The following is a 14,914-nucleotide window of genomic DNA, read 5'->3' as shown; positions in this document are numbered from 1 at the left end:
ATAACAATAAAACCATTTCAAACCGTCCGCCAAGCAAGAATCAATCTGCGATTCCACAAACTAACACGAACGTTTACCATCAATGTTTTTAAAATCGACCAGGTATTTTTCGCCATTATTTAGGGTAATGGAAGCTCCCAGCGGTGCCAGCCCGGGGGTGATATCCATAACGTTCAGTTCTTTTATGGGCGACAATTCCTCCTCTGTCCATTCGCTATCGGTTGTTTTATGAAGCATGGCCACAACCATCAGCTCCATGGGCGGATTTTTCTCCATTCGCTTTTTACGGACGTAAATCACGGTGCTTTCGTCTGCCTCGGCATTTCGGTTGGCATGTACCAGCGAATGCAAACTATCCCAGCCAGAATAGCAAATCAAAGCAACCTGCCGTCCTTCAATCTTCGCGGTTATAATCTTGCGTCCGTTCATTTCAAACTGTTTCACTTCTGCTTGTTTTCCGTTTAAATGCGGAAGGCCAAAATGCCCCAAAGTAAGCTCGTACTCAAAAGCCAGGCGCGAGCGGTCTACGCGGATAAGCCCCCCTGGAAGCGTTATTTCAGCAAGATCGATGATGTAACCAACCCCGTTATTGGGTGGTTTGCGCATAATGGCCTGCCGGTATAAAACGCCTTCTTCCACCCCATTAAAAAACATGCTTTGCGAAATCGTGAAAGCCCGGTTCTTTTCCGAATCGTTTGCCACCGTTAGCCCCGTTAAATAGAAATTCACATCGTCGCCGCGAACGTCCCTCGGGTCCTGGCTTCGGTAACTGTATTCCATCGATGTTCCGCCTTGCGGGTCGTGATCTTCCCAGGGAAAATGCGTGTTGTAAACCAGTTTTGAATAGTTGGGATCGTCGTAATAAACCTTGCCCGGAATAATCTCGGAAGCGCCGGTTTTCCCGTGATTTACCAATACCAACCCCGGACTTTCCAACACTACTTTGTGCGAAGCATCTCCCAATGTTTCCCACATGCCCTCGTTTTCTTTGGCTGTCCAGAATGGCGAATCGTCGGGCAAAGCCAGGCAAATAAACGGCAGGAACATTAAAAACGGGCTGCCGGCGCAACTATAGTTTTGAACCATGTATTCTTTCTGCCCGTAAAAACCGAGGCTTGGAACATCGTTGCAGAAAAACTCTTCGCGCGTTACAAACTGCAACAATGATCCCGAACATAAACGACGTGCCCAACCCGCATCGAGCGTTGTTTCTTCCTTCAGCATAAAAGCCACCGGGAAAGCTCCGGAAACCCAGGTCCGGTAACAAATGCTTCGCGACCACATATTGATGTAACCATCACGGCCGAAAAAGCTCGTAATCGATTCCATCAGTTTTTTGGCTGAATTCTCAATAATCCCGGCAATCTCAGGGTAATATTCGTCGCCAAAAGTCCGGTTCCAGATAGTAGTGTACACAATAAACAAACTTATGGAGTAGTAATTATAGGTTTGTTCGAGGTACCAACCATCTCCGGAATGATACGATGCCACCCACATCAAATGACTTTTCAGCAAATCGTCGTCGATTTCATAGCCATATTTCTTCAGAAACGACAAAGTAACAATGTTAAAAATACGCCAGTTGTTTTGCGTAGTCCGGTGGTGGGCCCATTTCGAAATGGTCGGAATCATTTCGGCTTTTTGCTCTTCCGTAAAATGATTCCAGACGGTGTCGGGCATCAGGAGCAATGTTTTAAACAGCCCTCCAAATTCGCAGGTAAACTGGTAATTTGAATCGGGCAGATCTTCCGGAAACGGCAAGGAATTTATATTTCCGGGAGTGAAAGCCCGGAACAACTGCAAGCAATAATAATCTCTCAGGTTGATTCCGTTGATGGTCGTTTCCGGATCGACATGAATAAGCGGCCCCGCCAGGGTAAAGGTTCTTTCCAGCGCCTCAAACTCTGCCGAACGGTAGCGCCAGTCGGGCGCATTGGGTTGCGGATATGTTTTACCCGGAATAATTGGAAAATTCAGCGGCGTTTCAATACTGTCGATATGCGTAAAAGCCCGCTCCAGCATGTATTTGGCCAAATCAATATAGTGCTGTTTGGTCATTCCCGTAAGCGGGCTCAATTCAAAATCGGGGTCTTTTACTTTAAATGCGTTTTGCATACTCTTACTATTACAGGTTCCTAACGGATTATTGACGTCCTGAAAATAATACAGGACCTATCTTTTCAATCGTTTTAACACGTTCAAAAATAGACCAAGTTTTTGTCCCTCGCTAATACTTAGTTTGCATGTGAGAATACAATGTTTGCGTGAATACCATAAGTGTTTTTGCTGAAAAGAGAGAAGAATTTTTCTCTTTATCAAATACCCAAAAGAGGAAACGGAATGATTTTCAGCAAAAAAGTTAAAATCAGCCAAGCAATACTTCTCCCTTACAATAATATTCAATAAAATTTCGTACTAAACCGACTTGTAAAAACAGGCTGCACCAATCGGCAAAGTACTCCGTCATTACAATCTTTGGCTTATCAGCCGGATTTTACTCTTTGTTTTGGCACAAAGAGTAAACACGAGGAAGGCATTTCCGAGCCCAAGGCTGCGTCCGCTTCGCTCGAAAAAACTACGTGTTGCCGGCTAAGAGAGCGGGAAGCTCTCTAACAGGAGAAGTAACATAAAACAAAACGGGCTATCTGCAACCAGTGCAAATAACCCGTTACAAACAAACTGTTAAAAACTAATTACTTATTATTTACATGTGGCTCAACTAATTCTTTCCATTTTAAATACCCTTCGCCCATCAAATGCAGTCCGTCGTTTGTATAGCCGGGATTTAGTTTTGCCCCCGACTCATCCGTAAAATGACTGAAAAGGTCGATGTAAGTAATATTCTTATCCAAGGCAAGCGCCTTCAGTTTTTCATTTATTCCGGGCACCATCTCCCACCGCGAAACATGTTTTTTGTAGTTATCAAACGCATCGTTAACGGGCAGTACACTTTGCAGGTAAATGCGCGTTTTAGGACTTTCCTGCTGAAATCGTTCAATGATTAAACGAATGCTACCCACAATGGAATCGGCCGAAATACCGCGCGAAACATCGTTAATTCCGATCAACAGAAAAAGCTTGGCAGGCTTTCCGTCAACAATGGGATCCAAACGATCTAATACCCCCTGTGTAATATCTCCGCTTATTCCCCTGTTTTTTACCCGGGGATTGTCAAAAAGCTCGGCCCATTCGGCCCCGTCAGTGATACTGTTTCCCAGAAAAATAATATCTTTTTTACTGGTTGGCAGGTTTTCAAACAAGCTGGCCCGGCGCTCCCAATAAACGGAATACTTTTGCTCCTGCGCCAACGACGCTTTCACTCCTGAAAAGGCTATAATTATGATCAGTAAGCGAATAAATCTTTTCTTCATTGTTCTTCGTTTTTAGTTGACAATCATTGTACTTATCAAGCTGTTTTTTCTTCTATGTATCCGGAATTCCAGGTAAAAGCAAAGAAAATGGTAGCCGCAATACCGGAAACGACCAGAATAAGGAAGCCCAGAGACCAACCATAGTGGGTTACCAGGTAACCCAATCCCCAGCCTGACAATACGGTACTTAAGTAAGCAAACAGGCCGGTAAGCCCGATGGCAGTAGCCGCGGCTTTCTTTGTTGCCAGGTTGGCAGCAATAATTCCGACCAGTGCCTGCGGCCCGTAAATAAAGAAGCCCACAATGCAAAGCAGGATGCCGTAAAAGAACGGACTTTCGTTGGGCAATTTCCAGAAGAAGAAAACGGCTATTGAACAAATCAGCATATAAATAAGGGCAGCACGACCACCGCGGCCTTTAAAAACTTTGTCCATCATCCACCCACTCGAAAGCATTCCCAAAATCCCGAATCCTTCGTAACCAGCCACCAGCCAGCCGGCTTTCTGTAGCTCCACATCCTTCATTTCGGTCAGAAAAGTTGGTCCCCAATCCAGAATGGCATAGCGAATGGTGTACAAAAAGAAGTTAGCAAAACAAAGAAACCAAATGGCCGGGTTGCCAAAAACATGTTTCCGTATAAAGCGCTTGAAATCGCCTTTCTTTTTCTCGCCTTCCTCCGACTTCACTTCTGCTTCTTCGTTTTTATACACTTCAACAGATGGAAGCCCCAGTGACTCAGGTCTGTCGCGATGACGATTCAGAAGAAACAGTACCCCCACAAACGCCAAAGCAGCCGGTACGATGAAACAGTAACGCCAGTCGTATACCACCAAAAAGCTGTTTAGCACTAAAACCAACGCAGCCCCAACAGAGTGCGAAGTATTCCAGATGGCGAATTTAACCCCCCGCTCGGAAGGGGCGAACCAGTTGGTTAAAGTGTTGGCACAAGGAGGAAAACCCATCCCCTGAAACCAGCCATTCAGCAACCAGAAAATACCAAAGGCCAATACACCGCTACTTAAGCCAAAAAGCAAACTCATGCAAGCAGAAAAGAACAGGCCCAGTGCCATAAAATACCGCGGGTTGGTTTGGTCTCCAAAAAAGCCATTCACAAATTTTGAAATCCCGTACACCACTCCATGCAGAGTCAGGAAAAGCCCCAGATCTGCCTTTGAAATTCCCAGATCCGCTTCAATGGCAGGCATTGCAATCGAGATGTTTTTCCGAACAAAATAAAACATCACATAGCCAATCATAGTGGTGTACAACACCCGCGTGCGCCAATACTTGTATTTGGCATTCAACTCACTTTTATCAGTAATGGTCTGCTCTTTTTCCGGAGCCGGCCTGAGAAAACTCAATATATTCGTCATCGTTTTAATTTGTAGTTCTATTTGGTTCTGTCACTTCTATTGATTTGTTCGCGAAAGCTTTAATAATTTGCCAAATGTTTCAATCGTAGGCGTCACCAGATTGGGTTTTGGCGCTGCTTTTTCAGCATCTTCCATTGTGGCTTCACCCGACAATACAAGCACTCCTAAACTATTGGCCCGATGCGCCATCAGAATATCGGTATAAATCCGGTCGCCAACCATGGCTACTTCCTCGCTTTTCAGGTTGTGAAGTTCCAGAATGCCATTGAGCATTTCGGGTTGGGGTTTACCCAACACTCTATCGGGCTCACGACCTACCGCCTTTTCAATCGCCGCACAAATAGACCCGCAGTCAACCAATACAACCGGTTCGTCTGTCGGACAAACATAATCAGGGTTGGTTGCCACATACAGTTTTTCTTGTGAGACCCACCAGGCAGCACGCGACAAGCGATCGTATGTCAAGGTTAAATCGAAACCGACTACAACTGCATCCGGCTCCTCTTTCGGATCGTCGGGAACAGATACGAATCCCGCCAACTCAAATTCATGGATCATACTTGGAGTTCCCAGTATGAACAAACGTTTTACTTCCGGATGATTGTTCTGCAAATAATCAATTGTTGCCTGGGCTGTGGTATATAACTCGCTTTTCGTAGCTACTATTCCCATTCGTCGCAAATGCTCCAGGTAGTCGGCAGTACTTTTCGAGGGGTTATTGGTTAAAAATGAATAGCCGATTCCCATTGCTTTCAGATCTGACAGAAATTGCCCGGTAAAAGGGAATATGGTATTTCCCCTGTAAATGGTTCCATCCATATCCAGTGCCACATGCCTGATCTTTTGCAAATGGTTGTACAAAGCCTGCTCATCCGGGAAGGATGATAAAAACACATTCTCGTCTACCATAGTTTCTATTCAAATATTTCGTTCAACCACCGGTCCAGGTTCCCCGTTCTTAAGGCAATATCCAAAACCGTGAAACGGGAACGGATGTATGAAGCCCGGTAAAACGATTCTTTCAGGCGCTCGCGGGAAATACCGATTTGCTCAGACTCAACCGGAGCTCCAACAGCCAGCAATCTTTTTTCGACTTCTTCTGAAGGAACCAATTGTTCGGTCAAACGCTCCTTCAATTCCGGCCATGTTGTTTTTAGCGTCATCAGTTGCTCCCTCAACGCATCCTTACCAATGTATTTATTCTGAGTTTGAGTTAAGGCTGTTTCCAGAAAATCAGTATCCTGAAATTTCTCTTTTATTTTTTGTTCCCACACGGGCCATTCATCCCATTGCTCGCAACAAGCTTCCACATCCAGCAAATCCAAGGGGGTTTGAAGCATTTTTTCGTACAAACGGGTAACAGCCAAAGTGGCAATTCCTACCTGAAAACCGTGCGATGGCGTCTCTCCTTCGTGCGTATGGTGCTCCATGTTCCACAAATGGCTGAACTGGTGCTCGGCCCCTGAAGCCGGGCGACTGGTTTGCGACCACTGCATGGCAAAACCTCCTAAAATCAATCCTTCAACCAAAGGAGTAATGGCTGTCAACTCCCCATTTTTAGCACCTTCCGGATCGGCCAGCGCCTCTTTCAATCCATCCTGCACAATTGACCACGCCCGCGGATCAATTGGCTCCACCTCCAACGCATCTGAAATGATCCAGTCGGCACCAGCCGTTACTTTCGCAAAGAGATCGGCATATCCTGAAGCAGTCATTAACGAAGGGGCCTGCCTGATGATTTCAACATCAGCCAAAACAGCCTGAGGTGCCGGACAAGAAAAAGTTTGTTTGGCTCCCCGGAATGTAATGGAAGCACCAAAAGCGGTGTATCCATCCATTGAAGCTGCAGTTGCCACACACATGTAAGGCCTGTCGGCGCGGGCTGCCGCCAGTTTTGTCAGGTCGTTCAAGGTTCCGGCCCCAACCACCACCGGAATGGCGTTATGTTTTTTTAATGACGCTTCCAGCTTTTCTACATTTCCAAATTCAGCATACGGCTTAGGCTCATCATAAATGAAGGGCTCTATTTCGGTCATCCCCTCTTTCTTCATACACTCGTATACCTTTTCTCCTGCTACCTTCCAGGTAGTCTCATCACACACCACAACGGCTTTTCGTCCTTCAAAATTGGCCTTAAACAAACCGGAAACCTGTTCTAAAATATCCCGGTCTATCAGCAAGGCCCGCGTATCCCGAGCCGAATCCAGTGCTTCTTTTACATTCAATTTCATCTGAAATATCTAATTTGTATTACATTGTTTTTGCATTGTTCGGAAGGGTAATAAAACGAGTGAGAAAAGCACTCAGCAGATAAAGTGCTGCGAGCAACCAAATCACCCCTTCACTTCCGATTAACCGGTAGAAAACACCCACCAGCAACGGGCCTACAAACACAGGAAGCCCGGCCCCCAAGTTTAAAACAGCCATTGCTGCTCCTTTATCTTCTTTCACCAGCGACGGCACCAAAGCCGACAAAGGCACATAGCCTGCCAGCAAGGCTCCCCACAAGGTTCCGGCCGCCATCACAATCCAGAAATTACTGTTGCCAAACACCGGCGAGTAATAAAACAACAGCGTACTTACAGCACAACCAACACCTCCGAACCAAATTACGGTATTGCGCCAGCCAACGCGGTCGCCAACAAATCCGAAGATCAGGTTGAAAATAATATTACCCGTAAAAATGGTTCCCCATATCTGCAACCATTCTGTTGTGTTAAATCCATGTTCGGCCATGTACAAAGGCAAAAAGACCGGGAACGCAAATTGTGCAGTGGTATTGATCACCCGAACAATCCCACCCAGCAAAACTTTGGGTTCGTCACGCATAATGGTGATTCCCTTCATCAGGTCTTTCATTTTCGATTCTGCGCCTTTTCTTTCCAGTTTTGTGTACTTATTCAGCACCAAAGCAAACAGTGCCCCAATCAAAGCCCAGAACACACTTGTCCACAAGGTAGAGATGTGACCAAATTGAATAATGGCCCAACTCGAGTAATAAGCCCCCAGCACATTAAGACCACCGGTAAACACAAACCAGAACCATCCAACGGCGCGTCCCAGTTGTTCTTTTGGTGTACTGTAAGTGATCCACACCAAAAAGGCATAGGCAAACAAAGGATAGCCAAAACCACGAACCGCATAAGTTACCAGCATCACCGGATAATTTAGTTCCGGAATGCCGAGCCCAACAAATCCGACGGTTCCCAACAAATAAAGCAACAGCCCGTAAAGCATTGTCTTCCGGGCTCCATATGTTTCAGCCAGCACGCCCGAAAACCAGGACGAAATGGCAATGGTAATTCCGTAGACGGTAAATAACGCGGCTGAAGCTTCCAGGCTCAGTCCCCGTTCAATTAAATAAGGACTTAGCCAGCCTTGTTCAATCCCATCTCCCATCATGAAAATCAATACTCCAAGGTATCCCCATGTAAGATGTTTGGGTAAGCCGGCATGACTAAAAAAAGCGCTTGATCTGTTTTTCATCGTTTAGTTCTGGTTGGATTTTCTTTTATTATGACACTATTTTGTGAGAGAATCAAACATAACTACTTTTCTACGACCGATACTTCTCCTCTGGCTGTCTTTTGTATTCCCTCTCGCATATAATCAAAAAACGAAACTATTTTTTCAATATTTTTTCCTTTTCTTTCCTTTATTCGCTCAATGCGAAACAAACATACACAAAAAGAAAATAATAACAATTGTTTTTATTCTTTTTTCTCCAATAGCTACAAAACAATCATGAAAAATTATGATATGAAACAAAACACATCATACCAAATGCACAAAGCATCTCCGAAAAGCCTATATTTGCACAAATACTAATAAAAAATGCCATGCTAAGTATCGCTGAAAGACACAAGTACATCCTGGACATGCTCAATAAAAACGGGTTTATCAAAGTTTCTGACATTTCGCGCGAACTTGACGTAACACCTGTTACCATACGAAAGGACCTGAAGTACCTGGAAGAAAAGAAGCTTCTGTACCGCACACACGGAAGTGCCAGCCCGGTGAATCCGCACACTGCCGACATCAACCTGCAGGAGAAGGAGAAAATGAAAATTTCAGAGAAACAGCGGATTGCATTGGCTGCCTGTCAATTGATTGAAGAAAATGACTCCATCATTATCGCTTCCGGATCAACAGCCCACACTTTTGCACAGGAGCTCAACCCACAGGGAAACCTGACCGTGGTTAGTGCTTCGCTCAAAACATCGTTGTTACTTAGCGGCAAGCAAAACATTGAAGTAATACAACTTGGTGGAATTGTCAGGAAAAACTCATTCTCGGTGGTGGGCGACTTTGCCATCAAACCCTTTGACGACATGACCTGCTCAAAATTATTCCTGGGTGTTGACGGTATTGATTTTGATAACGGGATCACCAACTCAAATATCGAAGAAGCCATTCTGAATAAGAAGATGATGAAATCTGCCCTAAGAACCATCATTATTTCCGACTCGTCTAAATTTGGAAGAAGAGGATTTGGCAAAATCTGCAACCTCGACCAAATCGATGTTATAATCACCGATTCAGGAATTGCACAGCACACGGCAACCGCCATTGAAGAAATGGGGATAGAGTTGATTATTGTATAAAATTTGGGAAAAATAGGCATTGCTCTCATTCCGGAAGAAGAAGTCTCCCACCAATGCTGAGCAATTGCTAAATTTCTTTTTTACTGAAGAAGTTGATCTACTGATGTTTTTCCGGCAAAACAATTGAATGCCAAGCCGGGAATTTCTTATTGAACATCCACATGCATTAAAGAGTTTGCCGGACTCAACAGACCAAAACATTTTAACAGCTCAAGCAACTCTTACCTGTAAACGAGAATATTTGCTCTTCGCTTTTCATCTGTTGATTTTGAAGCAAATCCCAGGTAAATAGCTCCATTCTTTATTTTGATACCTTCAGCCTCCATGTAACCGGTATTGGTAATCCCATAATTGTCCAAATCATCCAGATTCGCAATGGCCTGAACTTTTGTTTTTTCTTTAACAATGGCCCCATCCATATTGAATACCGAGACGTATGCATTTGACGCTCCGATGGAAACAGAATTTTCATTTCCTTCTCCTTCATAAAAATACAAATACCCCCCAGCAACATCGAAACCCTGAAAAGCATAATAACCAATCCTGGCGGGATCAACAGTTTGCGCAACTTTAAACGATTTTACCGGCGCAAGCTTTCCAAGATTTTTAACACTCACGGTTCTGTTTTCGGTTTGCTCAAGAGGGCCGCCGGCTTCTTCTCCGCCGTATGTGATCGGAGATAAAGTAACCTGCTCCTCTGACAGAGCTCTGGCTTCGCTTAACTTATAAAAATAAAAATACCGAAAAGGATCTCCCCCTCCTGACGTAGTAACTGCAAGTATATCGTTTTCGATATCAATGGCCGGATGAACATTTGTTTTCCCGGGCAAGTAGAAATTTTCCCCGCTAAATTTCTCAGCTATCCCTCCCGGAACATATTTCAATCTGGAAAATGTTTGATTGCTTCCATAGGAACCATCACTACCTTTTGTCGCATTACTATTTATCCAGAGATACACCTCATTTCCTTTCTCCTCAATAGCCATATTGGTTCCATGTCCAAAATATTTCAATTGCATGTAATCGAGATAAGGTTGATTAGCCGCGCCTCTTACTACAAAAATCACGTGCGGCAACCCACCACCGAGTTGGTCATAAAAGATGGTTCCGTCTGATGCAACATCAAAACACTGAATCACGGTATTACGGACAAGATATATTCCCTTACTGTAGATTAATTCATTCGACAGCTGAGCTTCCAACCTCCTCAACCCTTTGATCAGCACGTGTATTTTGGCCGTGGCTGATATGGTGCTGCCTGCCAGCTGAACAGCGACTTCGGCACTTCCTGCTTTTCGGGCGGAAACAAGGCCCTTTTGATCAACTGCGAGCACCGACTCATCCATGGATCTCCAGGTCAAGTCGACATCAGCCGGAATGGGCTCTGACAACTCAAGCTGCAAAGTCTCTCCTTCGCTTACAGCCCACGTTTCCTTTGCAAAACTTAAAGAATCGACACCAGGATCCTCCCCTTTACTGCAAGAAACCAGCAGCCAACACTGCAAAACACACCAAACAAAACCAATGCTATTTTTTACCATAACCCCGGAATATTTTAAAAATTAATAAGTCTGGGCTGTTTCGAAGCCCGACACAATTTGATCCTGCTTATAAACATTCCCAAATCCATCAGTAGCCCGTATTTCAATGGATGCATTTGAATTTTGAGGCTGATAAAGATACAAGTGCTTGCAGGCCGGGCTGTAATTATCGGGATTTCGGTTCAAGACCCCAATATGGTATCCAAGCGACCACGCATCTTTCAATGACTTAGACAAAGGCTCCAGGTCAGCCACCTTAACCCCGTCTTCGTACGCTTCTACTTTCCAGTTACTATCAGCATTCCACACATTCGCGACAATTGCATTTTCGCTTTGGTTAAAGCTATAATATCCGTATTGCCCGCCAAAAGCAACATCTCCCTTGTGTAAACGTATCTGAAAATCAGCAGTCATCCTCGTTGGTTTATAAAACCAATCAGAAATAGTGTTTCCATTAACCCGGTAAACTGCATAACCATTGGGTGTTCCATCCCCGTTAATAGTTGACCGCCACCACGAACCGCAAGCAGCGGCATGCACATGTTCGTAAATATTATCGGACGAAGTATGAATATAATTCTCACTGTAATGAGTATGCCCACACATCAGATGCACCTCTGCAAAACCTTTAACAGCCTCAAAAAGCTTTGCCCTGTTTTTAATGCTGCTTGCCCCCCTGATCGGAATGTGATAATAAACAATTACCATTTTACTTTTAGGAACATAGCTCAGATCTTTTTTCAGCCACTCCATTTGTTGATCGGTAAATCCTCCTGAATAATCTGAGGCATTTTCAAAAATGATATTATCCAGGCAAACAAAATGAACTTCGCCCCTGTTGAACGAATAATTCAATGGCCCGAAAACTTTGGAAAAGGCCTCAGCAGTCCGCGGTAAATTTTTATCCACCCCTGCCACTTTATCGTGATTTCCAATTGTTGTAAACACGGGCATCGGGCTTGAACCAGCCAATATTTTCATCTGATTGAAAAAAGCAGGTTTATCTCCTACCACGTCGCCCATTAACAATCCGTAACAAGGAGACGATTCTGCTCCTACCTGCATCTTTATATCCTCCATGGTTTCCGTTTTAAACCGGTTGAACTCATCCATATTGGTTACCTGCGGATCCCCGACACAAATTAAAGCAAAACCCGATTCAGCACTGACAAGCCTTTTCAATTCAAAATCAAACCTCTTACCTGTACCTATCTCAGAATAAAATGATGCCATATTTCCTGACTCTCCCGAAGTATTTACAGCAAATTCTTCCGGTGTTGAATAATATACAAATTGCGCGGCGGCATTTTTTTTCATCTGATATATTCCGTCAGAATCGGTTAAGGTACACGAGTAACCATCACTTACAACCACATTCGAAACCGGATTTCCGGCATCATCCGTTATTAGCCCATACAAGTCCATTCCCGCAGCGGGGGTAATTTCAGTTTCGGGAGGCTCCGGGTCTTCAGGAATACCTGTAGCGCTCTCGCCACAACTCCAAAATACAAATGCCAACACCCATAAGCCCAAAAACATCCGGACCAGATCTCCTACTTTTCTATCGTTATTCATTTCTCGTATTTTAAATTCTTTATACCAAGACCATTCTATTCTTCCATCAATCGCAAATCCGTATTATTTTTCACATACACATCGTAATCTGCCGGAGCTTCATAATGATAAATCAAGCGATTTCCCTTTTTCTTCCAACGAAGATGAAAGGCACCCTTCGCCAGGGGCATACTTCCCTCACACCAGGCAAGGTCAACTTCATTCAACTCAACACAAATTCGCTTATTTACCAAGTCCACATCTTTTACACCCAATACATCCCGGTAATAAGCATGTGCAATATGTGAAGCAAAACCATGATTCAAACTTGCCCGGGTATGAACATTCTCCCACAGCGTTCCTGTGAGCTGAGCCATCGGCTCGAAGTACTTCACCGACTCACGCACCATTTGATCCGCCTCACCATAACGAGAGAGCAATTCAAGTCTTAAGTAATTTCCGATAAAGGCATTCGAAGGATAAATTTCTTCATAGAGCTTCTTAGCCTCCCGCTCAGGCCCAAAATCACCAACCAAGGTCTTCCACAATTCCGGATAGCTTTCAGGTTTTGCGGTTTCGAAAAAGAATGCATAATACTGACACGTTTCTGTTCGGTTTTCCGGCTGAGGAACAAGCACGCCATCAACCCGAACAGCATTATCAATAAAGAACTGCCCATCAAAAGCTTGTTCCCGGATAACCTTTCTAATTCGACTTGCTTTTGTTACAAGCTGAGGCCAATCATACAAGCGGCCAGCCGTTTCGAGCATGGAGGCATACAACATATTGGTCGGATAATTCACATCCTGCACAAACTTGTTGGCTTTTGACCATTCAACAAAAACCCACTTCTCCAAACTTTCCAACAAGCCGAATTCATTCTCATACGGAACAAAAAAATCAAGCAGATCGGCCACACGCTGACGAGATTCAACGATCATCTGGTGATCGCCACTTCGCTTCACATATTCCTCCAGCTGCAAAATATACCACATCGCCCAGTTGGGAATGTAGTTTGCATTGGAATGATCTGCCGGGTAACACATTGGCAGCATACCTTTGGGCAAAAACTCAAAGCTTTCAGGCAACAGAAAATTTTCCAGAAAATTCGTTTCAATCAATGTATTCCCGGAGAAATTAAAGGCTACGCGAGCGGTAAAATAGCTATCGCACAACCATCCGGCCCGTTCCCGATGCGGACAATCCATAAAAATATCCAGGGCATTCTGCTTGTAAGTTTCCAGAGCGGCATCAAAAATCCGGTTCATCGAAGTATCACTGCAAGCAAAACCTGCCTGAGCAACATCCCCGTTCACATATTGCCGAATATAAGGTTCGCTCACCACTCCATCACCCGATTCAATTCTCACTTTCAAGTATTGCAACGTGTAGGGTTCGAAAGATTCAAGATGATAGATCCCCGGTTCCAGCTCGTAACTAATTTCGTTTTGACATCCCAAGCGGTAAGGGTGAATATCTCCGTCGCCATTCAAAATCTCATCCCAAAAGAAACGTAATATTACAGGCGTATTCGCCACAACCTGAGCTCCGATAAAACCGGTTGAGTTGCATTCAAACTTATAAATACTGTCATTGACCTGATGCTGAGATTTCCGAATCGAATAATCAGGATATTTAACACGTCGTTCAATCAATTTTTTGGCAGCTGTCTTTTCCAGCTTCAAAGCCCGAAAATCGGTATCATCCCCGCTTTTTGTCCATGCCCGAAAATCAGGAGCCAACCGGTAAGACTCTGCGTGGGCACGCTGAAAGCTATAACGAGGCACATCCTGCTTACGCTGCTGCAAAATGGCAGCTTCAAACAATTCCGCCCTGTTTTCCGTGCTGGTATAAGCAATAACCCGATTGTTATTGGTTAACTCAGCCTGCAAAAAGGCGGGTTGATTGATCTGAAAATAGCTGTCGACATTGTAGCCAACAACCTCAATCGCAACAGTGTTATCCCCCAAATGCAGTTTGTCCTTCAAATTGTATTCATCAACCCGATAATAACCGTGACCAGCAACGCAGGGACCATGCCCCAAAAACTCACCATTGATAAATACCCGGTAACGCGAAGAGGCTGCCAGCTTCAATTTCACATCAAAGAAATCTTCTATTTCAAACTTAGCCCTGAAGCTGACTGTTAGGTTTTCTTCCTGCTGCTTTGAATTGTGTCTTCCCGAAGAGGTTAAAACATATGCCCCTTTATTGTTTTTCACATTTCGGCTATCTATCCAAACCGGAACAGCTTTTTGAAAAAAGCGGGATCCGTCCGATCCCTGAACATTTCGGGCCAAACTACTATTATTAATCAGCAGTAAGAAACAGCCCATAAGCACCATGTAATCTTTTATCGGTTTAATCATATCGTGTTAGGTTTATTCTGAATTCAGTGTTTCACACTGGTTATTATCTGATATCATTAAATGCAAGTGAGAAGAAGGAGAAATTCCCCTTCTTCTCAAAAA

At 44.3% G+C, this 14,914-nt stretch carries 10 protein-coding genes; 1 reads left to right on the top strand and 9 read right to left on the bottom strand.

Going from position 1 to position 14,914, the window contains the following annotated elements:
• Window positions 1–60 precede the first annotated feature (60 nt).
• The 6 genes from D1614_RS00860 to D1614_RS00835 all read right to left on the bottom strand — a co-directional run bounded on the left by D1614_RS00860 (window position 61) and on the right by D1614_RS00835 (window position 8,230).
• Window positions 61–2,115: a DUF2264 domain-containing protein gene (locus D1614_RS00860; RefSeq protein WP_119435989.1), complete on the bottom strand. Its 2,055-nt coding sequence runs from the start codon at window positions 2,113–2,115 to the stop codon at window positions 61–63.
• A gap of 578 nt (window positions 2,116–2,693) precedes the next feature.
• Window positions 2,694–3,371: a GDSL-type esterase/lipase family protein gene (locus D1614_RS00855; RefSeq protein ID WP_119435988.1), complete on the bottom strand. Its 678-nt coding sequence runs from the start codon at window positions 3,369–3,371 to the stop codon at window positions 2,694–2,696.
• 35 nt (window positions 3,372–3,406) lie between these two features.
• The gene (locus tag D1614_RS00850; RefSeq protein ID WP_119435987.1) at window positions 3,407–4,744 is read right to left on the bottom strand and encodes an MFS transporter; all 1,338 of its coding nucleotides are present in this window, start codon (window positions 4,742–4,744) and stop codon (window positions 3,407–3,409) included.
• Window positions 4,745–4,780: 36 nt separating this feature from the next.
• On the bottom strand, window positions 4,781–5,653 hold the full coding sequence (locus D1614_RS00845; RefSeq protein ID WP_119435986.1) for an HAD-IIA family hydrolase: 873 nt from the start codon (window positions 5,651–5,653) through the stop codon (window positions 4,781–4,783).
• A 5-nt stretch (window positions 5,654–5,658) separates the two neighbouring features.
• Window positions 5,659–6,975: a sn-glycerol-1-phosphate dehydrogenase gene (locus D1614_RS00840; RefSeq protein ID WP_119435985.1), complete on the bottom strand. Its 1,317-nt coding sequence runs from the start codon at window positions 6,973–6,975 to the stop codon at window positions 5,659–5,661.
• 19 nt (window positions 6,976–6,994) lie between these two features.
• Window positions 6,995–8,230: an MFS transporter gene (locus tag D1614_RS00835; protein ID WP_206609882.1), complete on the bottom strand. Its 1,236-nt coding sequence runs from the start codon at window positions 8,228–8,230 to the stop codon at window positions 6,995–6,997.
• A gap of 353 nt (window positions 8,231–8,583) precedes the next feature.
• Between D1614_RS00835 and D1614_RS00830 the strand changes: the two genes are divergently transcribed.
• Window positions 8,584–9,348 carry a DeoR/GlpR family DNA-binding transcription regulator gene (locus D1614_RS00830; protein ID WP_119435983.1) on the top strand — a complete coding sequence of 255 codons (765 nt, stop codon included), beginning with the start codon at window positions 8,584–8,586 and terminating at the stop codon, window positions 9,346–9,348.
• 221 nt (window positions 9,349–9,569) lie between these two features.
• On the opposite strand, the gene D1614_RS00825 is transcribed toward D1614_RS00830, so the two are convergent.
• Genes D1614_RS00825 through D1614_RS00815 form a run of 3 tightly spaced genes read right to left on the bottom strand, consistent with a single transcriptional unit; the run spans window position 9,570 to window position 14,812 of the window.
• Window positions 9,570–10,889, bottom strand: a complete 1,320-nt coding sequence (locus D1614_RS00825; protein ID WP_119435982.1) for an Ig-like domain-containing protein — start codon at window positions 10,887–10,889, stop codon at window positions 9,570–9,572.
• A gap of 21 nt (window positions 10,890–10,910) precedes the next feature.
• Window positions 10,911–12,464, bottom strand: a complete 1,554-nt coding sequence (locus D1614_RS00820) for a calcineurin-like phosphoesterase C-terminal domain-containing protein (RefSeq protein ID WP_119435981.1) — start codon at window positions 12,462–12,464, stop codon at window positions 10,911–10,913.
• 35 nt (window positions 12,465–12,499) lie between these two features.
• A complete protein-coding gene (locus D1614_RS00815; protein WP_119435980.1) occupies window positions 12,500–14,812 on the bottom strand; it encodes an alpha-L-rhamnosidase-related protein in 2,313 nt (770 codons plus the stop codon).
• Window positions 14,813–14,914: the final 102 nt, after the last annotated feature.

Origin of the sequence: Maribellus luteus (assembly GCF_003576475.1) — a bacterium.
Lineage (GTDB): Bacteria > Bacteroidota > Bacteroidia > Bacteroidales > Prolixibacteraceae > Draconibacterium > Draconibacterium luteum.
The sequence above is the reverse complement of the archived record's forward strand: the minus strand, read 5'-3'. Positions and strand labels throughout refer to the sequence as shown.

Excerpts from the sequence above, each read along its gene's own strand:
- D1614_RS00855 (WP_119435988.1), bottom strand. The coding sequence starts at position 3,371 with ATGAAGAAAAGATTTATTCGCTTACTGATCATAATTATAGCCTTTTCA.
- D1614_RS00850 (WP_119435987.1), bottom strand. The coding sequence starts at position 4,744 with ATGACGAATATATTGAGTTTTCTCAGGCCGGCTCCGGAAAAAGAGCAG.
- D1614_RS00840 (WP_119435985.1), bottom strand. The coding sequence starts at position 6,975 with ATGAAATTGAATGTAAAAGAAGCACTGGATTCGGCTCGGGATACGCGG.
- D1614_RS00825 (WP_119435982.1), bottom strand. The coding sequence starts at position 10,889 with ATGGTAAAAAATAGCATTGGTTTTGTTTGGTGTGTTTTGCAGTGTTGG.
- D1614_RS00835 (WP_206609882.1), bottom strand. The coding sequence starts at position 8,230 with ATGAAAAACAGATCAAGCGCTTTTTTTAGTCATGCCGGCTTACCCAAA.
- D1614_RS00815 (WP_119435980.1), bottom strand. The coding sequence starts at position 14,812 with ATGATTAAACCGATAAAAGATTACATGGTGCTTATGGGCTGTTTCTTA.
- D1614_RS00860 (WP_119435989.1), bottom strand. The coding sequence starts at position 2,115 with ATGCAAAACGCATTTAAAGTAAAAGACCCCGATTTTGAATTGAGCCCG.
- D1614_RS00820 (WP_119435981.1), bottom strand. The coding sequence starts at position 12,464 with ATGAATAACGATAGAAAAGTAGGAGATCTGGTCCGGATGTTTTTGGGC.
- D1614_RS00830 (WP_119435983.1), top strand. The coding sequence starts at position 8,584 with ATGCTAAGTATCGCTGAAAGACACAAGTACATCCTGGACATGCTCAAT.
- D1614_RS00845 (WP_119435986.1), bottom strand. The coding sequence starts at position 5,653 with ATGGTAGACGAGAATGTGTTTTTATCATCCTTCCCGGATGAGCAGGCT.